Raw genomic sequence first — 24,396 nt, 5'->3', positions numbered from 1 at the left:
TCTAAAATAAAAAGTCGCGTCAACACAGCCCCGCTCGGATGCCTCCTTCTCCGTCCCCGGCACAGCCCGGCGGCACGATCCCCGCCTTTTGACCCACCGCGTCGAGCACGCCCCCGCCTCTCGTTAAGGTTTTCCACGGGCCCTCGTCTCCGCTAGGCTGCGGGCATGGGGCCAGGACATCGTGGGCGACATGGCTTCCGAGGCGGGCTCGCGCTCGTCGCGGTGCTCTTCTTCGCAGCATGTGGCGGCAGCCAGGCCGACGGTTCGCCCCCGACGGTCGAGGGCGGCAACGCGTACGCGCCCGCGCCCGGGCAAGGCACCGTCGCCGGATCTTATGGCACCACGCCCCAGGGGCAGGTCGCGGGATACGGTCAGGCGCCCGCGGCGCCCACGGGTACGGCCACGCCGCCGCCGAGCCCGCTCTCGCCCCTGTGCACCGAGGCCACCGCGATCGTGTGCGGCGGCCATCGCTGCAATGCGCAGACCGGACGGTGTGCGATGCCCTGCGGCTCGGCGCAGGATTGCAATCCTGGATTTTCGTGTCTGGGGGCGGGCGGGCCGACCGCGATCTGCGTGCCCGGAGGACCGTGAGGGGAGATCAGGCCGCGCCGGGCTGAATGCCCTGCACCGCGAGCATCTTCTCGCGCTCTTTTTGCTTGTCGAGGCCGCTGTACTTCTCCTCGAGCTTGCCCATGTCGAGCTTCAGGATGCGGCCCCAGAGCATGAACGTCGGGCCGAGCACCGAGGTGTAACATTCGGCCTTCACCCGCTCGTCGTAATAGGGGTACGCGGCGTGGTGGAAGCTCTTCAGGTTGTAGAACGGGATCCCCGGGTACTTGTGGTGCTCGTTGTGGTACGTGACGTTGTTCCACAAGAAATTGAGGAAATCGCTCTTCGTCCCGTACGTGCGTGAGCTGTAAGCGTCGTCGTCCGTCGCCGGCATCTCGAAATGCTCGATCATCGAGGTCACGCTGGCGAGCATCGCCCCGAAGATGAAGGGCAGCGCGAAGCAGAAGAACCACACCTGGAACGGCATCTTCCACGCGGCGAGGCCCACGAGCGAGAAGTAACCGAGCGTCTCGAGGTGCGTCCGCAACTGGAGCGCCGGCGTGAGGCGCTTCATGTAGAACTTCAGCATCTGCCCGAGGAAATACATCGGGTACGCGAACGTGTAGACGCAGAAGAGGAAGAGCTTCGCGAGCGTGGGGTTTTTCGTGTAATCGGTGACCACGACGTTGTCGACGTCGGGATACGTGTTCGTGATCTTGTGATGGTGCAGGTGATAGTTCGCGTAGAGCGTCACCGGAAACCCCGACGGGGACCAGCAGAGGAGCGCGAGCCAGTACGAGATCGTCTTCGAACGCGAGAGGTTTCCGTGCACGGCGTCGTGCCCCGCAGCCCCGAGCCCGCGGATCAGGTTCGCGATCGTAAACGCGACCACGATGCCGATCGGGATCGCGAAACGATGATGCTGCGTCGCGTAGAGGACCCACGCGAGGCCCGCCCAGAGGCCATAATGCAGCGGAATTTTCAGCAGGTAGATCGGCTTGCGCTCGTAGGCCGCGCGCAAGATCTCCTTGGGTACCGCGTCCATGCCCTGTCCGGCCATCACTCGCTCCACGTAAGAATCGTCGGGGGCGGAAGGTGGCAAAGATCGGGACAGATGACAAGCGCGGACACTGCTAAGCCTGCGGTATGACGACGCGCATCGAGACCGACACGTTCGGACCCATCGAGGTCGAGGCCTCCCGCTACTGGGGCGCCCAGACCGAGCGATCGCTGCATCACTTCGCCATCGGCACCGAGCGCTTCCCGAGGCCGTTCCTCCGAGCCCTCGGCCTCGTGAAGAAGGCCGCCGCGCTCACGAACGCCGAGCTCGGGCTCCTCGGGCAGCAGGAATCGCGGTGGATCGTGGCCGCCGCCGACGAGGTGATCCAAGGCCAGCACGACGCGCATTTTCCGCTCTCGATCTGGCAGACCGGCAGCGGGACGCAGACGAACATGAACGCGAACGAGGTGATCGCGAACCGCGCCATCGAGACGAGCGGCGGCGTGCTCGGCTCGAAGAAGCCGATCCACCCGAACGATCACGTGAACCTCGGGCAGAGCTCGAACGACGTGTTCCCCACCGCGATGCACGTGGCCATCGCCTCCGAGATCACGGCCACGCTGCTGCCGAAGCTCGCGACGCTGCGCGAGACGCTCGCGCGGAAAGCCGACGCGTGCGCGGACGTCGTGAAGATCGGAAGGACGCACCTGCAAGACGCGACGCCGCTCACGCTCGGGCAGGAGATCTCGGGCTGGGTCGCGCAGCTCGATCAAGCGAAGGGGATGATCGAGCGGGCGCTGCCGCCGCTCTTCGAGCTCGCGCTCGGCGGGACCGCGGTCGGCACGGGGCTCAACACGCATCCGGAGTTTTCCGCGCGCTCCGTCGCGAAGATCGCCGCGCTCACGGGGCTACCGTTCGTGCCCGCGCCGAACAAGTTCCAGGCGCTCGCGGGGCACGAGGCGATCGTGTTCGCCCACGGCGCGCTGAAGACGCTCGCCGCGAGCCTGACGAAGATCGCGAACGACGTCCGGTGGCTGTCGAGCGGGCCGCGCGCCGGGCTCGGCGAGATCACGATCCCCGAGAACGAGCCCGGCAGCTCCATCATGCCGGGCAAGGTGAACCCGACGCAGAGCGAGGCCGTGATCATGGTGGCCGCCATGGTGCAAGGGAACGACGTCGCCGTGGGGATCGCCGGCGCGGGCGGCAACTTCGAGCTCAACGTGATGAAGCCGCTCCTCTTGCACGTGACGCTCCAGTCGATCCGGCTGCTCGGCGACGCGATGGCCTCGTTCGAGGAGCACTGCGCGCGCGGGATCGAGCCGAACCGCGCCCGCATCGCGGAGAACCTCCAGAAGAGCCTGATGCTCGTGACCGCGCTCGCGCCGCGGCTCGGCTACGACGCGGCCGCGCGTATCGCGAAGAAGGCGCACGCCGAGGGGACGACGCTCCGCGAGGCGACGCTCGCGCTCGGGCTCCTCACGGGTGAGGAGTTCGACGCGATCGTGCGGCCCGAGCGCATGATCGGTTCGAGCTGAAGAAATACCGGGCGCGCGTGGCCAGGGGGATCACCACGCGCGCCCGGCGCCCAGCAGCTTTCGTTTGAGCCCCTACGGAATCATCCAGGGCAGCTCGAGCTGAAAGCCCACGAGCACGCCCTGCATGCCGCGAGATTCCGCGACGACCGTCGTGGCGGTCTCGACCGGGATGAGCTGAGCCCGCGCCGGTCCCACGTAAATGGTGGGCTGCTCGGGGCTCTGCGGAATGTACGTCCGCGCGTCCGCGCCCCAGAATTGCGAGGGGACGGTCACCTGTACCGCCGGCGTGATGGCGCGCGGCGCGCCATAACGGGAGAGATCCGCGAATGCCTCGAATGCCTCGAACGTATCGCGCAAGACGCGGCGGTAGCCGTCCCCGAACGGGGTCGCTCGTGCAAACACCTGACCAGGCTGCCACGGCAGGCTGCCGCCCGAGAGCGGGCCCAGCGGCTCCTGTGCCCAAGCCGAAGCAGGCGCGCCGAACGCGATCCCTATCGCGACGACCGCTCCCAGCACCTTCGTGCAAGCTCCCATCGCACGCTCCTCCATGGACGCACGCCATGCGCGCGCCGGTGACCGTGAGAGGCGGCGGACCGCCCCCGAATCCAATGGCAAACACGAATATAGCGAGTGCCAGCGACAGTGAAAAGAGGGTCTCCTCACGCAGGCCGCATTTTCCAGCGCGCGGTCGCGTTCCGAGCCGCTCGTCGGCGGAGGGGCCCGACGCGCCTACGGCCGTTCCTCAGGCGGCTGCTTGCCCCGCCCGGACGTGACACGCGGCGGCAAACATGATGGGTGGATGTCGTTACCGCCGCGCGGCCGCGTCACTCCCAGGTGACTTCGACCGGCGTCATCCCGCCCGCGGCGTCGAAGCGCAGCGCATACACGCCCGTCACCGTCGAGAGGAGCAGGATCGCGAATCCATCACGCGAGAAGAGCCGGAGGTCGAAGAGCGTCGAGAGCTTCTGGACCTGGCCGTCCTTGTAGAGGTCGTCGTAGAGGATCGAGTCGTCCGCGCGCTCGATTTCTTCGGCCTTGGCATAACGCATGCGCACGCCGCCACGCTCGCCCGCCGCCCACACGACGAGCAGCTTTCCGTTGACGTCGACCGCGTCGACCTTCATCTCGCGCGGGCCGAACTCGTATTGGCCCTTCAGGATCTTGTCGAACGAGACGTCGTGCACGGTGCAGCCGGCGGTCGTGCACTGGCTCTGGGCGATCTTCGTGGCCCAGCCTTTGTCCGGGCCGCCCGGATAAAGCCGCGTGACCACGGCCTCGGTGCCGTGGCAGGAGAGCACGCCGTCGCTGACCTTCGGCGACATCGGCGGGCTCCACTTGCCGCCCACGAGGAAGCTCATGAAATCGTTGTCGTAGCCCTTCACGCGTACGACCATGGCCTCGGACGAACGGCAGCCGCCGATGTGCGGAGGTTCGTCCGCGCCGCCCTCGACGAGCCCCGGCTCGGGCAGCTCGCCGATGTCGACGAACGAAGGCTCGGTTTTGCCCGCGACGCCATACGGCGAGACGAAGAGGCGGCGCTCGTTCTGCTTGGTCACGCCGCGCAGGACGAGGTGGTCCCAGAGGATCTGCGTCGAATAGTAATAATTGCCGATCCGGAAATCAGGCTCGATCTTGGTGCGTCCGGGCGTGCTGCCGGGAGGCCTGCGCGTGAGGAGCAGGTCTTTCGTCTTCTCGTCGAAGCCGAGCGCCGCGGCCGCGCCGTCTTTCTTGGCATAACCGCCGTAGCTGTACATCGCGTCGATCTTGTCGCCGCTGTCCGCGCGGAAGATGCCGGCCTGGCCACGTTCGCCCGCGAAGACGAGCGGCGCGGAGTCGTCGTCGGCCGTGCCCCAGAGGCGCAGGCCGTGGCCCTTCGGCAGCGAGCCCGGGAGCGATTTGCAGGTGGCCTTCGCGTCCTTCGTGGCGAACGTGCAGAGGAACGGCGCCTTTTCCACGCCTTTTTCCTCGATGAGCAGGCGCATCACGCCCGCCGGGTGCGCGTCCGTGTAGGCCGCCTTGAAGGTGAACGCCGTGCGCGAGAGCGGGTCGGCGAGCTCGTCGAGGCGCGTCGCATCGAGGGGACGCACCGGCTCGGGCGCGCGCGGGCCCTTCTCGACGACCACGCGCTGCACGGCGGCCTTTTTCGCCTGCGTGAAGGCCGCGTCGATCGCCTCGGAGAGGTCGGCCGTGCGCGCCGTCGGTTCGCCCAGGGATTTCGCCAGGGATTCGGCCGTCGCGCCGAGGTCCTTGCCGCCTTCCTCGGTGCGCCCCGCGCTCTTCCAGACCTCGGCGACGGCGTGGCCGAGCGGCGCGCACGCGGCGGGCCAGGGTTTGTCCACGCCGGGCGTCATCCGCTCGGCGTCCGTCATCGTCATCGCTTCGAGCTGCACGCGCCGGAAGCGCTTGCTCGCGGGCTCGTTCTCGTCGAGCTCGGGGCCGATCGTGCACGTGGCGAACGCGCTCCACGCCTCGGAGATCGCCTTCGTGTTTTGCGCGTCCTGATAGCGGAGCAGCCCGAAGAGGCCGCCGCCCCCGATCACGAGCGCGAGCGCCCCGATCGTGAGGACCCGGCGCCCGCGTTTCTTGCGATCCTCCACGAGCTCGTCGACGGGCTCGGGCGGGGGCGGCTCGTGATCGGCCGCGTGTGAGGAAATGGGTTCGTTCATGGTGGAGCGTTCTCCCTCCCTGGGGGGCCCGACACATACCACGCGTTCCGAGCGGCCTGGAAGATTCCCCCGATGGACACGCGTGAGGTCGTCTGGCAAGCTCGCGCGCCCATGGCCGGAACGCTCCCGATTCTCAAGACGCTGTACCCCGAAATCGAGCCGTATCGCACCGGGCGCCTGCGCGTCTCCGACGTGCACGAGCTCTACTTCGAGGAGTCCGGCAATCCCGCCGGAAAACCCGTGGTCTTCCTGCACGGCGGGCCCGGGGGCGGCAGCGACGCGAAGCAGCGGCGGTTCTTCGATCCCGCCCATTACCGCATCGTCCTCTTCGACCAGCGCGGCTGCGGCAAGAGCACGCCCCACGCCTCGCTCGTGGACAATACGACCTGGCACCTCGTCTCGGACATCGAGCGATTGCGCGAGCACCTCGGGATCGAGCGGTGGCAGGTGTTCGGCGGCTCGTGGGGCTCGACGCTCGCGCTCGCCTACGCGGAGAAGCACCCCGAGCGCGTCACCGAGATCGTGCTGCGGGGGATCTTCCTCCTGCGCCAGTGGGAGATCGACTGGTTTTACCAGGACATCGGCGCGGCCGCGTTTTTCCCCGACGCCTGGGAGCCTTACCTCGCCGCGATCCCCGAGGCGGAGCGCGGCGACATCGTGGCCGCGTATTACAAGCGCCTCACGAGCGACGACGCGGCCGTGCGGCAAGCCGCGGCGCGCGCGTGGAGCGTGTGGGAGGGCAGCACGAGCTTCCTCTTGCAGAACCAGGACTACATCGCGCGGTGTGCGGGCGACACGTTCGCGGACGCATTCGCCCGTATCGAATGCCATTATTTCGTGAATCGCGGGTTTTTCGAGCACGACGGGCAGCTCCTCACGGACGTGGGCCGCATTCGCCACATCCCCACGGTCATCGTGCAGGGCCGCTACGACGTGGTTTGCCCCGCGAAGAGCGCCTGGGACCTCTACCGCGCGTTTCCCGAGGCAAACCTGCGTATCGTGCCCGACGCGGGGCACTCGGCGTTCGAGCCGGGGATCGTCCACGAGCTCGTCACGGCGACGGACGCTTTTCGCAGCAAGAAGTGAGCGTGCCCGGCGATTGACGGCGCTCCGCGAGCCTGGTTGAATCGCCTGGGACATGAAACGAAAGGCCCCCCGGAAAGCGCTGGCCATGACGGTCGAGACGCTCTTCGAAGCGGCCTCGTCCAAAACGCCCGGGGACACGACCCCGAACGAGGACGTGCTGCTCGTGTCGGGGCACGTCTACGGCGTGTTCGACGGGGGGCCGAGCGGGACGATCGCGAGCGAGGTGTTCGGCGATCGGACACGCGCGTCGCTCGCGGAGCTCTGTCAGGAGGCGAATCGGCGCATCGGCGAGGCGCGGGCGCAGGGCGGGGCGCACACGGGCACCGCGGCGGCCGTGGTGCGGGTCGCGAAGGACGCGTTCGAGTGGCTGATGGTCGGACGGAGTCAGGTCGTCGTGGTGCGGGCGGACGGCTCGTTCGAGCGGCTCGCGCCGGAGGACGAGCACGTGCTCTCCGGCGAGCCTTCGGCCGAGGCGTACGTGCGTGCGGGCACGCGCAAGCTCGCGGGCGTGCGGCACTTGCTTCTGTTCACGGACGGTCTCTTCGCGTCCGGCGCGGACGAGGCCATGGAGAGCCTCGTCCACCGTTTCCTCGACGGGGGGCTCGTGGCGGCGCGGCAGGGCGCGAACGAGGTGGACGTCGCCGCGGTGGCGATCTCGTTTTTGCCGCCAAACCCGGTGGCGCGAAAGCGTATCTCGAAGGTGCCGCGGCGGATCCTCACCGGAGGCCCGAAGCGGAGCTCGGGCGTGCCTTCGCGCAGGCGGCGGAGCCGGTTTCCCTGAGCGCCGGATTGCCTAGGTTCGCTTGGCCAGCTTGTCGGCGAGGTGCTGCGCGAGCGCGACCATCGTCAGGGTGGGGTTCCACGAGCCGCTCGTCGGCCAGAGTCCGCCGCCCGTCACGTACACGTTCTCCACGCCGTTGAGCTTGTAGTTCAGGTCGACCACGCCCTCGTTGCCCTTGCCGATCCAGAGGGTCGATCCTTCGTGGACGAGGCCTGGGACGCGGCGCTGCGTGGGGCTCGGGCGCACCTGCGACCATGTGCCCTCGTTGGGTTCGCCGTGCCAGTATTCGAGCCCCTTGTCATTCGCGCCCTTCGGCAAAAGCGCGCGTTCGAGGAGCTGGAACGTGCCCTCATCCATCGTATCCCACGTTTGCCGGTCCTTGTCGCTGGCGAGCACCTGCAAGGTCACGTTGGTGGTGGGATCCGACCCGCCGTTCGGGCGGAAGAAATTGTCGGGGTTGTCGTGATCGATTTCTCCGAGCACGGCGCACACGAAGACCAGGTGGTCCTTGGACGTCGCGAGCTGCTCGGGCGAAGCCGTCGCCACGACGTCGGGCATGTAGCGAGCCGCCTTTTCAGCGAACTTTTCGGGGTTTTTGTCCGAGAGCACGGAGAGCTGAACGTGGTACTGCATCTTGCTCCTCGGGTCCTCTCCCGCGACGTAGATCGCCGCGAGCTCGAGCTCCTCGAGCTCGTCGCCGAAGGAGTAGGCGTCCCGGGGGATCCGCGCGACCACCGAGGTGATGAAATGCGACGTGAAGCGCCTGCCCGCCTTTTCCACCTGCGGAAATGAATTGAGCACCAGCGTGGTCGCCGGCAGCGTCCCCATGGCCAGGACCACTTTCGCGTCACCCACGTTGAGCACGCCGCGCGAGGTTTCGAGCGCGGTGGCGTGGTACTCCTTGCTCTCGCCTCGAAGGACCTCCTGCTGGAGGATCCGGGTGACCACGCAGTCGGTCACGATGTACAGCGGGCTGCCTTCGCCCTTCCCCGCGAGCCGCGCCTGACGGTCGATGAGGTTGAGCAGCGGGGCAGGCGTCGAGAACTTCGCAAAATCGAGCCCCTCCTGAACGCCGGCCCCGACCGCCAGCGGCGCCGCCATGAAACGCGTCATCGACGGGATCTCGTGGCGGTTGTCCTTGAGCATGCTCTGCAGGCGCCTCTGCAGCTTGGAGTAAACCGGGCGGCTCTGGGCGACCTTGCGCCGGAGCTTGGGCTCATCGAGGTTTTCGTCGATCTTGTCGGCGGGGACGACGTTGAGGAGCTTTTCGGCATCCTCGAAGTAGCGGTTCGCGGCTTGAATGACCTCCTCGGGCCAGCCCGCCATCTCCTCGTGCGTGGGGCGGGGGCACCACGCGCTCCACAGGGTGCTGCGGCCGCCGAAGAAAGGCACCATTCCGTGCTGGTACTGGATGTTGCCCTTCGGCTGCTTCCTCGTATTGGCCGACAGCGTCCAGGGGAAGGTCTCGGAGAGGCCGCCCAGGGTGCGTTGATAGGAGATGGGCAGGTTCTGGAAGTGCTGCGGTAGGAAAAACGAGCCGCGCTCGATGATGAGGATCTTGGCGTGCGGGTTCCGGTCGAGCGTGCGCTCGGCGAGGGCCAACGCGCAGAAGCCGCTGCCGATGATGATGAGATCGAGCTTCACCTCTTCTCGCACGTTCTTCCAGCCCGTCTCGGAGAGGAAGAAGACGTGGTTCATCACCTGCTGACCGGTGGGTGTCTGCGGGCCGGGCGTCGGAAAACCGTAATTGAAATTGGAAGATGACGAGGCTGCGCTCATGAGCCCCTCCCCTTTCAGATGTATTGTGATGGCCCCCTCGAGCTCGGACATGACGAGCCCACGCTCGCCGCTGCACACCGCCAGCACGGACGTCGTGTGGTGGGTACTCGGTGGGCGATCGTACGACGATGCAACGTCAATCGCGTCCCGACGTCAAGACTTTTCGCGCACGGCCCCGTGCACCGGCTCGACGCGCCAGGCGGGGCCCTCGGGCGTGCCCTCGCGCCCGCGGCAGAGCCGACTCTCGTCAGCGGCAGCGGGTCCAGCGCAATCGATACGTTTGTCGAACCACTCCGTCCACGCTGTCGACGGTGAGCAGGCCGCGCTTGCCGCGGGCGAAGCGGTCGTCGAGGAGGGTATCGGTCTTGATGTGCAGGTTTTTCCGGCCCGTGCAGGGGACGGGGCGGTCCGGATTGACGACGTCGTGTTTCTCGTAGTTGTCGTCCATCTCGCCCTGGAGAACGATCTCGAAGGCGCGCTCCTCGCGGGACAGGCCGGGGAACGAATACGTCGAGCGGATGATGCCGCTGAGGCCCGCTTCGAGGAAGGCATACCCGCGCACGTCGCCGCCCTCGATCGCGAAGGACCAGCCAGGCGGAAAATCGAAGAGAATGTTCAGGTTGCAGCGCTTCTCTGCGTCGCCGCGGTCCACGTTCGGGCCGACCTCGGTGTAGAGCTTGGAAAAGAGAATCGTAAACGCCTCCGCGTCCTGCGAGGCGAGGTAAGCGACGGATCCTGCGGGGCAGCCGGGGCCCGAGTATTTGAGGTCGCGGATGGCGAACGACTCCGGCGCCTCGGCCCGCGCTTCCGCGGAGAAGGCGGCGATCGCGGCGGAGAAGGCGAGGAAAGAGAGCGCGAAATGCCTCATGGTCGTGGCCTCCCGTGGCCTCCATGAGACGACTCCGCCTGCTCGGCAAGCGAGCTTCACCCAGCCTGGACAGTCGGGAAAAGGCTGGGCGGCTCGGCGCTCATTTCGAGCATGTCCGCATCGCGTTGGCCACGGCATCGGGATCCGAGATGAGCATGTCGTGGACAGCACCGAAGCGAGTCACGACCACGAAGCGTTCGTCCTGTGTGTCGCCCGTGAGATAGCGATAATGAGGCCTCTCCTCGCCGGCCGGGAGGAAGAGGTCCTCGCTGAAGGCAACGACGCAAGCATCACTCCCGTGGGATGGATCGAAGATTCCCGCGCTCACCGTGGGGCGTACGGTGCCGACGCCGAGCAGCTCCTGGCTGGCGACCAGCGCCTCGGGGGCGATGTATCCTTGGGCGACAATTTCGGCGACGCTCGGCGGACCTTGCACGAGCTTGTCCTTGCTGTTCGTGAAAAACAGGCCCTGCCAGGCCGGAGCGGGGATGAATAGATGAGGGCCGAGGAGCGGATCCCCCAGGACGACGAAGGGCGCAAGAGCCGCCGCGCCCGCGCCGCTGTCCGCGAGGGACCAAGGTAATGGGCTCGGGATCGCAGGGGCGAGCAGCACGACGTCGTTGACGGCGAAGCGGGCTCGGAGGCTCGTCCCCTCGGTGATCAGCTCGTTCTGCGTGAGCTCGATGATTTCCCCTCCCAGGCTGTGCCCCACGAGGACGTCGGCGTGAAGCCCGAGAGGCCCGAGAGCATCCAGGGCGCCCGTCAGGGCCGCCACGTCATCGCCGAGCGAGAGCAGCCCGAAGAGAATCCCCTGAGGCAGCGGGCTCTCGCCATGGCCGGGCAGGTCGAGGAGCACCACCCGCCGTGCGTCGAGCTTGTTGTCGGCGAAGACGGCGTCGGCCAGAGGCCGAAAGGTATTGCCCGTGTGGGCCAGGCCGTGGAGCATCACGAACGTGCGGCCTCCGTTCGGATGGTCTGGATTCACGAGCACCTGGGCCGCGATATCGGCCGTCACTCCGGGGCTCAGCTCCACAGGGAGCGAGAGGACCTGCTCGCCCGGCGGGTCCGCGGATGCGGGGAGCGCAAAAAGGAGTGTCACCGTCGAAAGCAGGCTGCTCCAAAGGGCCACGGATTTCATTGGACGTCCTCCCCGTTCCGGCACAGCCGGAAGCAACCAGGCGGGGTCGAAGCGCCTCGTTTGGCCGCGCGGCACCACGACACTCGATCGCCTCTGCTTGCCATTCGCAGGCCAGGCATCGGTGAGCGCACTGGAGAAAGAGAGCACACGGGAGAAACCCGCGGCGACGGACACGAGCGCCGGAGACGTGATGCGCTGAGCCCGCCCGGAGAGGCGAGAAACGAGGGAATGTGCGGGGGAGGGAACGAGAGGAGGGACGCGAGCCGATTACTTCATCAGGCTCATCAGCGTCGACGCCATGTCGGCCGGGGTCGGGGCGACCTTCACGCCGGCGTCTTCGAGCGCCTCGATCTTTTCGGCCGCCGTGCCCTTGCCGCCCGAGATGATGGCGCCCGCATGACCCATGCGCTTGCCGGGAGGCGCGGCGCGGCCGGCGATCAACGCCGCCACGGGCTTCTTCATGTTCGCCTTGATCCACGCCGCGGCCTTCTGCTCCGCGCCGCCGCCGATCTCGCCGATCATGATCACGCCGTGCGTGTCCGGGTCCTCGTTGAAGAGCTCGAGCACGTCGATGAAGTCCATGCCCGCGACCGGGTCGCCGCCGATACCCACGCACGACGATTGGCCCACGCCGAGCGCCGTGAGCTGTCCGACGGCCTCGTACGTGAGCGTGCCCGACTTCGACAGGACGCCGATATGGCCCTTCTTGTGGATATGCCCCGGCATGATGCCGATCTTGCATTCCTCGGGCGTGATGATGCCGGGGCAATTCGGCCCGATGAGGCGCGTGGGTTTGCCCTCGAGATACCGGCGCACCTTCACCATGTCGAGCACCGGAATGCCCTCCGTGATGCAGATGACGAGCCGGCAGCCGGCGTCCGCGGCCTCGACGATCGCGTCGGCCGCGCCCGCGGGCGGGACGAAGATACACGAGACGTCGGCGCCCTCTTTCTTCACGGCGTCTTCCACCGTGTCGTACAGCGGGACCTTGTCCTCGAACCGCTGGCCGCCGCGGCCGGGCGTGACGCCGGCGACGACCTTCGTGCCGTAGGCGAGACAGGCGCGGGCATGCTGCGAGCCGTACTCCCCGGTGATGCCCTGGATGACGACCCGCGTGTCCTTGTTGACGAGAATGCTCATCGCAACTGGTTCCTTTTCGTGACGAAAATCATCCCCGGCATCAGGCCGCGGCGCCCTGCTTCACCGCGGCGACGATCTTTTGCGCGCCGTCGCCCATGGAGGAGGCGCTCTCGATTTTGAGGCCGCTCTCGTCGAGGATCTTTTTCCCGGCCTCGACGTTCGTGCCTTCGAGCCGCACCACGAGCGGCACCGACAAACCGAGCTCCTTCGTCGCGGCGACGACGCCCTCCGCGACCACGTCGCAGCGCATGATGCCGCCGAAGATGTTGACGAAGATGCCCTTCACCTTGTCGGAGCGGAGGATCATCTGGAACGCCTTCTTCACCTGCTCCTTCGAGGCGCCGCCGCCGACGTCGAGGAAGTTCGCGGGTTTGCCGCCGTAGTGCAGGATGATGTCCATCGTGCCCATCGCGAGGCCCGCGCCGTTCACGAGACAGCCGATGTCGCCGTCGAGCGAAACGTAGGAGATGCCCACCTTCTTCGCCTCGAGCTCGACCGGATCCTCCTCGTCCGCGTCGCGCAGATCCGCCCACTCGGGGTGGCGGATCTCGGCGTTGTCGTCGAACGTCACCTTGCCGTCGAGCGCGACGATGTCGCCCTTCTTCGTCACGACGAGCGGGTTGATCTCGACGAGCGAGCAGTCCTCGGCGAGGAAGCACTTGTAGAGGCCGTCGAGGAGCTTCGTGAACTGCCGCATCTGCTCCTTCGCCCCGAGCCCGAGCGCGTACCCGAGCTTGCGGGCCTGGTAGGGCGCGAGGCCGATCACGGGGTCGACGTGCAGCGTGTGGATCTTCTCGGGCGTGTCGTGGGCGACCTGCTCGATGTCCATGCCGCCCTCGCGGGAGGCCATGATCGCGATGCGGCGGCGATCGCGGTCGAGCGTGAGCGCGAGGTAGATCTCGCGGTCGATGTCGAGGCCCTGCTCGATGTAGAGCCTGCGGACCTTCTGCCCGGCGGGGCCCGTCTGCACCGTGATGAGCTGCATGCCGAGGATCTTTTCGGCGAGAGCGCGCGCGTCGGCGACGCCGCCTTTGGCGACCTTCACGCCGCCGCCTTTGCCTCGACCGCCGGCGTGGATCTGGGCCTTCACGACGACCACCGGGATCCCGGTCGCCTCGATCAGGCGCTGCGCCGCGGCCTCGGCCTCCGCCACGGAGAAGGCAGGCTCACCCTTCGGCACGGGGATCCCGTAGCGTGCGAAGATTTGCTTGGCTTGATACTCGTGGATTTTCATGCGAGGGCGGGCAAGGTATCACACGCATGAGTCCAGCATGGGATCGAATTTGAGCAGGTTGACCGCAGCGGCCGTGATGTCCCTCACGGCATCGAGCTGCGGCGGTCCGACGGAGTTACCAAAAGGGGCGAACGCGACGGGCGTGCCCAGCGTGACGCCGAGCGCGCCTCCGGCGGAGCTCGTTCCTGCGGCGGAAACGGCCGCGCCGGCGGCGAGCGCGGCAGCGGTTTCGGCGACGCCGGCGAGCGAGGCCAAACCGAAGTCGCCCTGCCCGGAGGACATGGCCTTCGTCGACACGACGTATTGCCCCGACGTCGAGCTCGAGTGCCTGAAAAAAGAGCACAACAAGCCGAACAAGATCATCATCTGCCACGAGTTCGCCGAGCAAGCGCAGAAGTGCAAGACGGAGCTCCGGCGGCAGCGATACTGCATCGACAAATACGAGTACCCGAACAAAGAGGGCGCGCATCCGCCGGTCATGGTCGACTGGTACGACTCGCTAGAGATGTGCCAGGAGCAGGGAAAACGCCTCTGCTGGGAGAGCGAGTGGGTCGCGGCCTGTGAAGGGCCGAAAAAGACGCCTTTTCCTTATGGATACAAGCGCGACCCGAAAACCTGCAACATCGACAACCCCTGGTATCAGCCCGTCCTCAAGAACATTTATTCGCGCGAGGCCTGGATCCAGGATCAGGAGCTCTTTCGGCTCGACCAGAGCGTGTCGAGCGGCGAGATGCCCGGCTGCGTGAGCGGGTTCGGCGTCCACGATCAAACCGGAAACGTGGACGAGTGGGTCAACGCGGAGAAGAACTACGAAAAGTCGAAGTGGGCAGGGCTCAAAGGCGGCGCCTGGGGCCACGTGCGCAACGCCTGCCGGCCGATGACCGTGAGCCACGAGCCGGAGTTCACCTATTACTTCGTCTCCTTCCGCTGCTGCGCCGACGCCGCCCCCGATCCCGCGGCCGACGCCGATCCGACCCTTTGGCGCCCGCCGCCCCAGCCCACCCCGAAAAAACACGGCGCCTTTTCCAAGGGGTGGACGCCGAAGACGCGCGCCCCCCACCAGCCGACCGTGTCGAAGCCCTGAGGTTTTTCCGCGTGGTTCGTCCCTCTCCCCTTCCACCTTCCGGGAGGGAGAGGGGCTCGGGTGGGGAATCGAGCACATTTCCGGGCATGCTCGGCCCTTCCATCCACGCGCCAACCCGCCGTATCGTTCGGTCGAAACTCCCCCTCCGGCGGAGGCTTCCCCCGCATGGTCCCCGAGTTCCCCGGCTGCACCATCTTCGCAACCCTCGCTGAGGACGCGCGCTTCGCGCTGCATCGCGGCCACCTCGAAGACGGCACGCCCGTGCTCGTCGAGACGGCGCGTGCCCGCGCCCGCGGCGAGGAACGCGCGAGGATCCGCCGCGCCCACGCGATCGCCAAGGACCTCGGCGAGTCCATCGTCCCGCGCACGCTCGGCCTCGTCGAGCACGGCGACGTGTTCGCGCTGCTGCGCGCCGATCCCGGCGGATGCACGCTCGCGGAGCTGCTCGCGTCGCGCAGGTTGCGGATCGAGACCGCGCTCGAGATCACGGCCTCGCTCGGCCGGGCGCTCTCGACGCTCGCGGCGCACGGCATCGTCCACCGCGACATCGCGCCGAAGAACGTGCTCTTCCGCGAGGAAGACGACGCTGTCTGGATCCTGCACTTCACGTCGGCCGCGCGTGTCGGCGAGGAGTCTCTGCGCACGCCGAACCCGCAAGCGCCCGAGGGGACGCTCGCGTACATGCCGCCCGAGCAGACGGGCCGCACGAACCGCCCCGTCGATCACCGCGCCGACCTCTACGGGCTCGGCGCCGTGCTCTACGAGATGCTGACGGGCTCGCCGCCCTTCACCACGCAGGACCCGGTCACGCTCGTGCACGCGCACCTCGCGCGCACGCCGAAGCCGCCGCACGAGCTCGAGCCGAACGTGCCGCCGGCCGTGTCGCGCATCGTGCTCAAGCTGCTCGCGAAGGGCGCCGACGATCGGTACCAGAGCGCGCGTGGGCTCGTCGCCGACCTCGAGACGTGCCTCACGCGCCTGCGCAAATCGGGCCGCATCGATCCGTTCCCGCTCGGTGGTCAGGACCGGCCGACGATGCTCGCGTCGGCCGTGCGGCTCTACGGCCGCGACGCCGAGCGCGAGGCGTTCGCCTCGGCGATCGAGCGAGCGCGGCGCGGAGGGCGTGAGCTCTTCGCCATCCAGGGCGGCGCCGGCATGGGCAAGACCGCGCTCGTGCTCGACGCGGCCACGCGTATCGGCCCCGAGGACGCCTACATCGTCACGGGCAAGTTCGATCCCATCGGGCAGGGCCTGCCGTTCTCGGGCTTTGGTCACGCGCTCGGCGAGCTCGTGCGTGCGGCGCTCGCGGAGAGCGAGTCCGAGCTCGCGCGCATCCGCAGCGAGATCGACACGGCGCTCGGACCGAACGCCGAGCTCGTCACGCGCGTCGTCCCCGAGGTGGGGCTCCTCTTCGGCGGGCCTGCGGAGGCCGCGCCGGACCTCGGGCCGATCGAGTCGCAGAACCGCTTCGCGCTCGTCGTGCAGCGCTTCTTGTCGGTGTTCACGCGGCGCCGCCCGGTGCTCTTGTTCCTCGACGATCTGCAGTGGGCCGACCCTGCGTCGCTCAAGCTCCTTCGCGACCTGCTCGCCGATCCGCAGTCGACGTACCTGCTCGTCATCGTGGCGTTCCGCGGCCGCGAGGATGGCGACGGCTTCCGGTCCATCGGGCGCGTGATCGACGAGATCGAGTGGCAGGGCGTGCCCGTGTCGAAGGTGGAGCTGCGGCCCTTGCGCCCGTCCGACGTGCGTGGCCTCGTCGCGGGGCTGCTCGGCTGCGACCTCGCGGACGTGGAGTCGCTCGGCGTGCTCTTGTGGAGCAAGACGAGCGGCAATCCGCTCTTCATCCGGCAGCTCCTCGGCACGCTCGTGCGCGAGGGCCTCGTCGAGGTGGATCCGGCGACGGGCGCCGTGATCTCGGACGAGGCGCGTATCGAGGAGACCGTCACCGACGACATCGTGACGCTCTTGCTCGACAAGATCGGCGACCTCTCGCCCGCGGCGCAGCGGACGCTCGTGCTCGCGTCGGTCTTCGGGCACGAGTTCGAGATCGACGCGCTCGCGGCGCTCGCCGAGCGCAGCGAGACCGAGGTGCGCGCGGACCTCGCCGCGGCGCTGACGGAAGGGCTCGTGCTCCCCGTGCGCGTGCGGCCACCGCCGTCGCGCGGGTCGGGCAAGTCGACTCCGCCCAGGCCGAGCGCGCCGCGTGCGTTCCGGTTCTCGCACGACAGGGTGCAGCAAGCGGCCTACTCGCTCCTGCGCCCGGAGGAGGTGCCGCACTTGCACCTCGCGATCGGGCGGCGGCTGCGCGACGAGATCGGCGCGGAGGGGGATGGGCTCTTCGAGCTGCTCTTGCACATGAGCCGCGGCATCGCGGTGATGACGGATCCGGCCGAGCGGCTGGAGGTCGCGCGGCTCGCGCTCGACGGCGGGCAACAAGCGAAGGGCGCGGCCGCGTACGAGGCGGCGATCGGTTACCTCGCGACGGGCATGGAGCTCGTGGGCGAGCGCGGCTGGGAGGAGCAGTCGTTCCTCACGTTCGCGCTCGCGCGCGACCGCGCGGCGTGCGCCTACCTCACGGGCCAGTTCCACGAGGCCGAGCAGCTCTTCGCGCTCCTCCTTTCGCACGCGACCTCGGCGCTCGATCGGGCGGGCGTGCACGACCTGCTCGTCGTGCTCTACGTGACGCAGGGGCGGTTCGCCGACGCGGTGCGCGTGGGCCGCGAGGCGCTCGCGCTGCTCGGCGAGACGCTGCCCGACGAGGCGGAGCTCGAAGCGGCGCTCGCGAAAGAGCAAGCGGAGCTCTCGACCGAGCTCGAAGCGCGCTCGATCGAGTCGATCACCTCGGCGCCGCCGCTCGACGATGCGCGCAAGCGCGCGACCCTGCGGACGCTCATGCACCTCGTGTCGGCGACGTACGGCACGTCGCCGTCGCTCCTGTTCCTCGTGTGCACGCGGATGGTGCGCGCGACGCTCGCGTGGGGCCCGACCGAGCTCTCCGCGTACGGGTTCTCGGCCTACGGCATGAGCCTCGTCGCGGCGCGGCGATACGAAGAGGCCCATCGGATGGGCGAGATCGCGCTGCGCCTGCACGATCGGCTGCCGAGCCCGAACATCGCGTGCAAGGTCTACCTGAACCAGGGCGCGACCTTGCACCCGTTCCGCCGCCCGCTCCCGGCGTGCCTGCCGTTCCTCGAACGCGCGCAGCGCGAGGGGCTCGCGACGGGCGACTTCTCGTTCCTGTCGTACGCGTGTTTCTCCACGACGATGGTGCGGCTCGGGATCGGCGAGGACCTCGCCGTCGTCGAGCAGGAGGCCGAGGGCTTCCTCACGCTGATGCAGAAGACGCGGGACGCGACGTCGGAGGCGTACCTGCGGATCATGTACCAGCTCATCCGATGCCTGCGCGGCCGGACGCGGGGTCGGATCTCGCTCTCGGATCGGGAGTTCGAAGAGGTCTCGTTCGTCGCCTCGCTCGTCGAGAGGAAGCTCCCGTTCATCGCGTGCCGCTATCACGCGGCGCGCCTCGAGCTCGGCTTGCTCTTCCACGACCTCGAGCTCGCGGAGAAGGCGGCCACCGAGGCCGAGGCGCTTCTCCCCACGGTCGTCGCGCAGTACTTCGCGACGGAGGTCATCTTCCACGGCGCGATCGTCGCGGCGGCCCGGCTCCATGCGGGCACGCCTGCGGATCAGGCGCGAAGGCGGGCGGAGCTCGATCGTCGCGAGGCCGAGCTTTCGGCGCTCGCGCGGAGCTGCCCGGAGACCTACCAGCACCGGCTCGACCTCGTCCGCGCCGAGCGCGCGCGCGCCGAGGGGCGCGACGCCGAGGCGATCGACCTCTTCGAGGCGGCGATCGCGGGCGCGTGCGAGCACAACTTCATCAAGGACGAGGCGCTCGCGAGCGAGCGCGCTGCCGTGCATCACATCGCGCGGGGTCGCAAGCGCCTCGCGCGCGCCTACGTGCTCGACGCGCGCAAGGCCTACCAGCGCTGGGGCGCGCGCGCGAAGGTCGAGAACATCGCGGCGCGGTACGAGGATCTCTGGGAGAACGAGACGCCGCCGTGGGACATGCCGGCGAACTCGAGCCCCGGCGAGCGTTCGTTCGCGACGCTCGATACGGCCACGGTCATCCGCGCGGCGCAGGCGATCGCGGGCGAGATCCTCCTCGAACGTGTGCTCTTGCGGGTCGTGCGCGCGGTGATCGAGAGCGCGGGCGCGGACCGGGGGATGCTGCTCATCGAGCGGGGAGGTCGTCTCTGGGTCGAGGCGACGATGGTCGTCGATCCGGAGCGGCTCTCGGCGGGCCCGAGCGTGCTGGCGGAAGAGACGGAGGAGCTGCCGCTCTCGGTGGTGGAGTACGTGCGGCGCACGCGCGAGCCGCTCCTGCTCGGCGATGCGCGCTCGGATCGGCGCTTCGCGAAGGATCGCTACATGATGGCGCGCGCGCCGCGCTCGATCCTGTGCACGCCGATGCTGCACAAGGGCCGGCTCGTGGGGATCATCTACCTGGAGCACGCGCTCGCGACGGAGGCGTTCGTGCCGGCGCGGCTCGTGCTCGTGGACTTCCTCGCCTCGCAGGCGGGCGCCGCCGTGGAGAGCGCGCTGCTCTACACGGAGGTGCAGCGCGTGACGGAGGAGTTGCTCCGTACGAACGAGGGCCTCGAAGAAGAGGTCGCGCGGCGCACGCGGGAGGCGAACGAGACGGCGGAGCAACTGCGCCTCGAACTCGAACAACGCATGATCACGGAGCTCGAGCGCGAGTCGCTGCAGCAGCACATCATCGAGGTGCAGCGCGAGCGCCTGGCGGAGCTCTCGACCCCGATCATCCCGATCACGGACGACGTCGTGGTGATGCCGCTCATCGGGACGATGGATCGAGCGCGCTCGGACGAGGTGATGAGCGCGGCGCTGCGGGGCGCTTCGCTGCGCGGCGCGCGCGCGGTGATCCTCGACGTGACGGGCGTGAAGGGCGGCGACGTGTACATCGCGGAGGCGCTCGTGCGAACGGCGTCGGCGCTGAAGCTCCTCGGCGCGCAGGCGATCCTGACGGGCATGCGCGCGGACGTGGCGCGGTCGCTCGTGGGTAGCTCGGCCGAGCTCACGGGGATCGTGACGAAGGGGAGCTTGCAGGCGGGGATCGCGTTTGCGATGGGCGCGAGGAAGCGGAGCTAGATCGCGCCTCCGCGCACCCCTTGCGCGCCTGCGCAACCGCTGCATCCCGCGCCTCTGCCCGAGCCTGTTCGGCCCGAGAAACGCGAGGCCTCGCGCCGCTGGTCCGATTCTTCCTTTCGGGCCACGGGTGACCGACGCCCGCCCCGCCCACGACGCCCGGATCTGGCTCTACGCGTTCGGCTATTTCGCCTGCTACTGGCCCTACAGCGCGCTCACCAAGCTCGCTTCGCAGGGCCAGATCCCCGGCATGACGCGCGCGCTCTCGGGCTTCGAGCTTCTGCCCGTCACGACGATCGCCTCGCTCGTGGGCATGCTCGTCTTCCTCTCGTGGCGTGGCCTGTTTCGGTACGCGACGCATCGCATCGTGCTCGGCCGGTCGATCCCCGTCCCCACGCGCTGGACCTTCCTCTCGGGCGTGGCCACGGCGGTCATCATTGCGACGACCACGCTCGCGTACACGTTCGACGGCGTCTCGATCGTCCTCATGATGCTCTTCATGCGCGGCGGCGTGCTCGTCCTCGCGCCGTTCGTCGACGCGTGGAGCGGTCGCCGCGTCCGTGTGGCCTCGTGGATCGCGCTCGGGCTCAGCCTCGCCTCGCTCGCCGTGACGCTCGGAGGGGGCGCGAGGTACGAGATGACCATGCTCGCGGCGGCCGACGTCGCCGCATACCTCGCCAGTTATTTCGTGCGGCTTCGCTTCATGAGCCATCTGGCGAAATCGGACGACCCGCACGACACATATCGTTATTTCGTCGAAGAGCAGATGGTCGCGACGCCGGTGGTGGTGCTCTTGCTCGTGGTGGGCGCGGTGATCGGCAAGGGCGCGGCGCTCGAAGAGCTGCGCGCCGGGTTCGTCTCGATCGGGGATACGGGCGCGCTTTTTCCGGCGATTGCGATTGGCTTGCTCTCGCAGGGCACGGGGGTTTTTGGCGCGCTCATTCTGCTCGATGGGCGCGAGAATGCGTTTTGCGTGCCGGTGAATCGCGCGTCGAGCGTGCTCGCCGGGGTGCTCGCGTCGGCGACGCTCGCGTGGCTCGGGCTCGGTCGGCCCACGCCGGTGAGCGAGATGGTGGGTGCGGCCATGGTGCTGGCGGCGATTGCGGTGCTGGCCTGGCCGACGTTGACCGCGCGGCGGCGCGGAGGGGTCACGGCCGCGGCGCGGCCTGCGCCCTGATACGTCAGCCCTTGTCGTTCGGCGTTCCTGGACCTTGAGGACGAGGTCTGTGGAGGTTGAGGACGAGGTCCTTGGAGGTTGAGGACGAGGTCCTTGGAGATTGAGGACGAGGTCCGTGACGTTGAGGACGAGGTCCGTGACGTTGAGGACGAGGTCCGCCGACCTTGAGAGCGAGGTCCGTGACGTTGAGGACGAGGTCCGCCGACCTTGAGAACGAGGTCGCCGAGGTTGAGGACGAGGTCCCGTGACCTTGAGAGCGAGGTCGCCGAGGTTGAGGACGAGGTCCGTGGACGTTGAGGACGAGGTCCTTAAACCTTGCGAACGAGGTCGCCTATCACCTCGGCCGCTCGCCTACGCAATCGTCATCGACGGCATCCACCTGCGCGAGAGCGATGGCTCTGCATTCGCCGCATGCACGGGTTTCGTCGGTCCAGGCGATCATGGTAAGGGGGAATATCCTCGAAGGGAGGGCGGGAACTCATGCATCGATACTCGGGCGGCGCAACCACGACGTGGAGGGCGTTCGCACGGTTCGTGATGTTCGCGTTTGGCTGGGTGGTGCTCGTCGTCTCGACGACCGGGTGCATCGTCGACGACATGCCGGCGCTCACCGACATGGTGACGACGGCGAAGCTGCGGGAGTATTACGGGAATCCGAACAACTACACGGGGATCACGTACAACCAGGCCGTGGGGCTCCAGTTCCAGAGGGACGTGCTCGGGGCGTTGCCGGGGCCGAGGGTGCTCCAGTCGAACAGGAAGCCTTTCACGTCAGGGGAGCGCGAGAGACGCAGCGGACGCTTTCGGTCTGTGATACCCGACGGCGTGACCGGCGCTGTCGAGGGATTCCATGGATCGCTCCATCCGGTCATCAGCACGCACCCCGAGAGCACGTTCGTGGAAGTCAAGGCTGTCAAGGGGGTCGTCAACCTGGAGTACGCCCAGTACCAGATCCTCGGCATGCTCGACGCGCTCTCCAAGTCGCCGGCGGCCTTCTCAACAGGACCCGATCGGGCCTATCCCTCGCTGTACTTCGTCGTGTGTGGTGACACGACGATCGGTACGGATATCGGAGACGTTGCTGCTTCCCGCAACATCCTCGTCTGGGTGTCCTCGGTTGTTGATCACGGGGGTGGCAAGCTCCAGGTGCATCGCCCTTGGTGCATGAACTGCGGAGCCGTCCTCCAAGGCAAGCAGCTCCCTGCCCCCACCCTCGACGGCCCTTCGTTTTATGTTCAGAAGCTACGCGCTTCGGGCGACCGGGGCCTGGACAAGCCGATCCTCGATGACGGCCTCGTCGGACACCCTGGGACGCCTGGCAACACGCGCCCCCATTGAGAGAAATCCCATGAAGAGCGACCCGCGTAGTCGTCGTCCCACCAATACAAAAGGTTGGGCTGTGTGCTGGTCTGTCAAAAAATCCGAGGTCGAGGCGCTCCTGGCCGAGGAGAAGTGGACGCTGGATCCCGAGCACAGCATTCCCCATCATCCTGCTTATGTCTCCGATCGTGGTGAGCTCCTCTTCGTCTCTGCGAGCGGGAAGGGCCTCCTCTATGCGTCGCGACAGGAGCTGATGGAGAAGAGCGCCGCGAGGGCCAGCGAGCCCCAGCCACAGCACGTCCTCGAAGGCAACCTCCCCCAGGGCCCCCATTTCATCGAGGCGGTGCCCTCGCTCATCGACGAGCTCGCGCGCATCCTCAAAGTCCCCCGCGAGTCCCTCGACTGCTCCTTCGATAGCCTCTACCTCGTGGAAAAAGCCCTGAAGAAGATCCGTCCCAAGAGGCGCATCCTCGAAATCCCCAACCTCTTCCCGGGGCTCATCGCATACGCCGGGGAAGTCCTGCGCAAGGCGACCGGAGGCGAATGGTTCCTCACGGAGGTGGGTGGTTCGATTTACGAGCCGTACATCCGCCATGGTCCAGGCGGCCGGTACATGAATCCGTGGCTGGAGCTCTACAAGTCGATCACCGAGCCGGGAGGCATCTCTCTCCACGTCATCGTCTCTGCCGAACTCCCGCACCCGGACGACCTGAAGCCCCGGGTGATCGCCGAGAACGAGGAGCCCAACGACGATTACGAATTCTACATGGAGTACGTGGAAGGCCCCAAAGGGGGCGCATATCGACCGGCCATGCGCCGCCGGACCAAGTAGCTCGTCCGAGGACCCTTCCCGGGCGACCCTACCGCCGAGCCACGCCCTTCCGCCCGATCGCCTCCGCAATCGCCGCCGCCAGCGTGCTCTTCGTGGTCATCCCTCGCATCTCCACGCCGAGCTCCACCAGCGTCCGCGCCACGGCCGGCCCGATCCCCGACAGGATCACCTTCGTCCCGAGCAGCCGCGCCGCCTGCGCCGCCGCGATCAGCGCGTTCGCCGCCGACGTGTCCATCGTCGACACGCCCGTGATGTCGAGGATCGCCGTCTCCGCCTGGTGCTCCTGGATCCCGGCCAGGAGCGCTTCGAGGATCTGCTGCGCGCGCGTGTCGCCGATCGAGCCGACGAGCGGCATCGCGATGACGCTCTCCGCGATCGGCATGAGCGGCGTCGAGAGCTCGCGGATCAGCGCCTCTTGCGAGGTGATCACCTTCGCTTCGAGATCCGCTCGCTCCACCTCCGCCCGCTGCTCCTCCGAGAGGTCACGCACGATCGCCGCGAGGCCGAGCACCTCCTCGGGGCCCGCGCGCACCACGTAGCAGTCCACCTGTGCCGGCAACGGCGCGCCGCTTCCGTCGCGCAGCGTGAGCGTCCCGCGATACGAGCTGCCGTCCACGAGCGCCGCGTAGAGCGCCTCGCGCGCCGACGCGTCGCCCGGCCGGAGCGCGTCGACGAGCGGCGTGCCGATCACCGATTCGTCACTGCCGAACAGCCGGTGGTACGCGCCGTTCACGTGCGTCACGTCGCCCTCGGGGCTCGCGAGCACCACCGCGTCCGGCGTGTGCTCCGCCAGCGCCGCGAAGATGCGCGCCGCGTCGTTTGCCTTGCGCAGCTCCACCACGTGCAGTCGTGTGAGCTCCAAGCGAAGCGCCTCGGCCTCGCGCTCCTTCTCGGCGAGGGCTCGTTCGAGCGCCGCGACGCGATCCTCGATGCTGCCCTCGGCCTCGGTCGCCACGAGGCGTCATCCTAGGTCCTCTTCGCCCGGCGTTTCCAGTGCTTCCGGATCCGCCATCGGCTCACTCATGGCGCAGCGCGTCCGAG

General features: G+C 67.9%; 19 protein-coding genes. 9 read left to right on the top strand and 10 right to left on the bottom strand.

All coding sequences use genetic code 11. From position 1 onward, the window contains the following. Positions 1-165 precede the first annotated feature (165 nt). On the top strand, positions 166-591 hold the full coding sequence (locus QHF84_RS37220) for a hypothetical protein (protein ID WP_281318292.1): 426 nt from the start codon (positions 166-168) through the stop codon (positions 589-591). A gap of 7 nt (positions 592-598) precedes the next feature. Here QHF84_RS37220 and QHF84_RS37215 read toward each other — a convergent pair whose 3' ends face one another. Further along, positions 599-1,609: a fatty acid desaturase gene (locus QHF84_RS37215; RefSeq protein ID WP_281318291.1), complete on the bottom strand. Its 1,011-nt coding sequence runs from the start codon at positions 1,607-1,609 to the stop codon at positions 599-601. Positions 1,610-1,695: 86 nt separating this feature from the next. Here QHF84_RS37215 and fumC point away from each other — a divergent pair, with 86 nt between their 5' ends. Continuing rightward, positions 1,696-3,084: a class II fumarate hydratase gene (gene fumC / locus QHF84_RS37210; protein WP_281318290.1), complete on the top strand. Its 1,389-nt coding sequence runs from the start codon at positions 1,696-1,698 to the stop codon at positions 3,082-3,084. 72 nt (positions 3,085-3,156) lie between these two features. On the opposite strand, the gene QHF84_RS37205 is transcribed toward fumC, so the two are convergent. Together QHF84_RS37205 and QHF84_RS37200 are read right to left on the bottom strand one after the other, a co-directional pair. After that, the gene (locus tag QHF84_RS37205) at positions 3,157-3,618 is read right to left on the bottom strand and encodes a hypothetical protein (RefSeq protein ID WP_281318289.1); all 462 of its coding nucleotides are present in this window, start codon (positions 3,616-3,618) and stop codon (positions 3,157-3,159) included. A 290-nt stretch (positions 3,619-3,908) separates the two neighbouring features. Next, positions 3,909-5,750: a hypothetical protein gene (locus QHF84_RS37200; protein ID WP_281318288.1), complete on the bottom strand. Its 1,842-nt coding sequence runs from the start codon at positions 5,748-5,750 to the stop codon at positions 3,909-3,911. A 111-nt stretch (positions 5,751-5,861) separates the two neighbouring features. On the opposite strand from QHF84_RS37200, the gene pip reads away from it, so the two are divergent. Together pip and QHF84_RS37190 are read left to right on the top strand one after the other, a co-directional pair. Next, on the top strand, positions 5,862-6,836 hold the full coding sequence (gene pip / locus QHF84_RS37195; RefSeq protein WP_281318287.1) for a prolyl aminopeptidase: 975 nt from the start codon (positions 5,862-5,864) through the stop codon (positions 6,834-6,836). A 52-nt stretch (positions 6,837-6,888) separates the two neighbouring features. Beyond that, positions 6,889-7,617: a protein phosphatase 2C domain-containing protein gene (locus QHF84_RS37190; protein WP_281318286.1), complete on the top strand. Its 729-nt coding sequence runs from the start codon at positions 6,889-6,891 to the stop codon at positions 7,615-7,617. 12 nt (positions 7,618-7,629) lie between these two features. On the opposite strand, the gene QHF84_RS37185 is transcribed toward QHF84_RS37190, so the two are convergent. The 6 genes from QHF84_RS37185 to QHF84_RS37160 form a co-directional block, all read right to left on the bottom strand. Continuing rightward, on the bottom strand, positions 7,630-9,396 hold the full coding sequence (locus tag QHF84_RS37185; RefSeq protein ID WP_281318285.1) for a GMC oxidoreductase: 1,767 nt from the start codon (positions 9,394-9,396) through the stop codon (positions 7,630-7,632). Positions 9,397-9,643: 247 nt separating this feature from the next. Next, positions 9,644-10,264, bottom strand: coding sequence for a DUF4360 domain-containing protein (locus QHF84_RS37180; RefSeq protein WP_281318284.1), 621 nt, complete (start codon positions 10,262-10,264; stop codon positions 9,644-9,646). A gap of 100 nt (positions 10,265-10,364) precedes the next feature. Continuing rightward, positions 10,365-11,402 carry an alpha/beta hydrolase gene (locus QHF84_RS37175; RefSeq protein ID WP_281318283.1) on the bottom strand — a complete coding sequence of 346 codons (1,038 nt, stop codon included), beginning with the start codon at positions 11,400-11,402 and terminating at the stop codon, positions 10,365-10,367. 267 nt (positions 11,403-11,669) lie between these two features. After that, a complete protein-coding gene (gene sucD, locus QHF84_RS37170; protein ID WP_281318282.1) occupies positions 11,670-12,542 on the bottom strand; it encodes a succinate--CoA ligase subunit alpha in 873 nt (290 codons plus the stop codon). Positions 12,543-12,582: 40 nt separating this feature from the next. Further along, complete coding sequence (gene sucC, locus QHF84_RS37165; protein WP_281318281.1) at positions 12,583-13,776, bottom strand: ADP-forming succinate--CoA ligase subunit beta; 1,194 nt, start codon at positions 13,774-13,776, stop codon at positions 12,583-12,585. Positions 13,777-13,794: 18 nt separating this feature from the next. Then, on the bottom strand, positions 13,795-14,073 hold the full coding sequence (locus QHF84_RS37160) for a hypothetical protein (protein ID WP_281318280.1): 279 nt from the start codon (positions 14,071-14,073) through the stop codon (positions 13,795-13,797). Between QHF84_RS37160 and QHF84_RS37155 the strand changes: the two genes are divergently transcribed. From QHF84_RS37155 to QHF84_RS37135, 5 genes are all read left to right on the top strand, one after another. Beyond that, a complete protein-coding gene (locus QHF84_RS37155) occupies positions 14,057-14,860 on the top strand; it encodes an SUMF1/EgtB/PvdO family nonheme iron enzyme (protein WP_281318279.1) in 804 nt (267 codons plus the stop codon). The genes QHF84_RS37160 and QHF84_RS37155 overlap by 17 nt on opposite strands. Before the next feature lie 165 nt (positions 14,861-15,025). Further along, positions 15,026-20,029 (top strand): AAA family ATPase, encoded by a 5,004-nt coding sequence (locus QHF84_RS37150; protein WP_281318278.1) that lies wholly within the window; start codon positions 15,026-15,028, stop codon positions 20,027-20,029. Between the two features lie 127 nt (positions 20,030-20,156). Beyond that, on the top strand, positions 20,157-21,203 hold the full coding sequence (locus QHF84_RS37145; protein ID WP_281318277.1) for a hypothetical protein: 1,047 nt from the start codon (positions 20,157-20,159) through the stop codon (positions 21,201-21,203). A 537-nt stretch (positions 21,204-21,740) separates the two neighbouring features. Beyond that, complete coding sequence (locus QHF84_RS37140) at positions 21,741-22,541, top strand: hypothetical protein (RefSeq protein WP_281318276.1); 801 nt, start codon at positions 21,741-21,743, stop codon at positions 22,539-22,541. Positions 22,542-22,602: 61 nt separating this feature from the next. After that, on the top strand, positions 22,603-23,355 hold the full coding sequence (locus QHF84_RS37135; protein ID WP_281318275.1) for a hypothetical protein: 753 nt from the start codon (positions 22,603-22,605) through the stop codon (positions 23,353-23,355). 28 nt (positions 23,356-23,383) lie between these two features. On the opposite strand, the gene QHF84_RS37130 is transcribed toward QHF84_RS37135, so the two are convergent. After that, on the bottom strand, positions 23,384-24,310 hold the full coding sequence (locus QHF84_RS37130; RefSeq protein ID WP_281318274.1) for an STAS domain-containing protein: 927 nt from the start codon (positions 24,308-24,310) through the stop codon (positions 23,384-23,386). Positions 24,311-24,396 lie beyond the last annotated feature (86 nt).

The organism is Polyangium sp. y55x31 (assembly GCF_029946505.1).
GTDB lineage: Bacteria > Myxococcota_A > Polyangia > Polyangiales > Polyangiaceae > Polyangium.
Note: the sequence above shows the minus strand (reverse complement) of the source record. Positions and strands in the feature narration are given on the sequence as shown.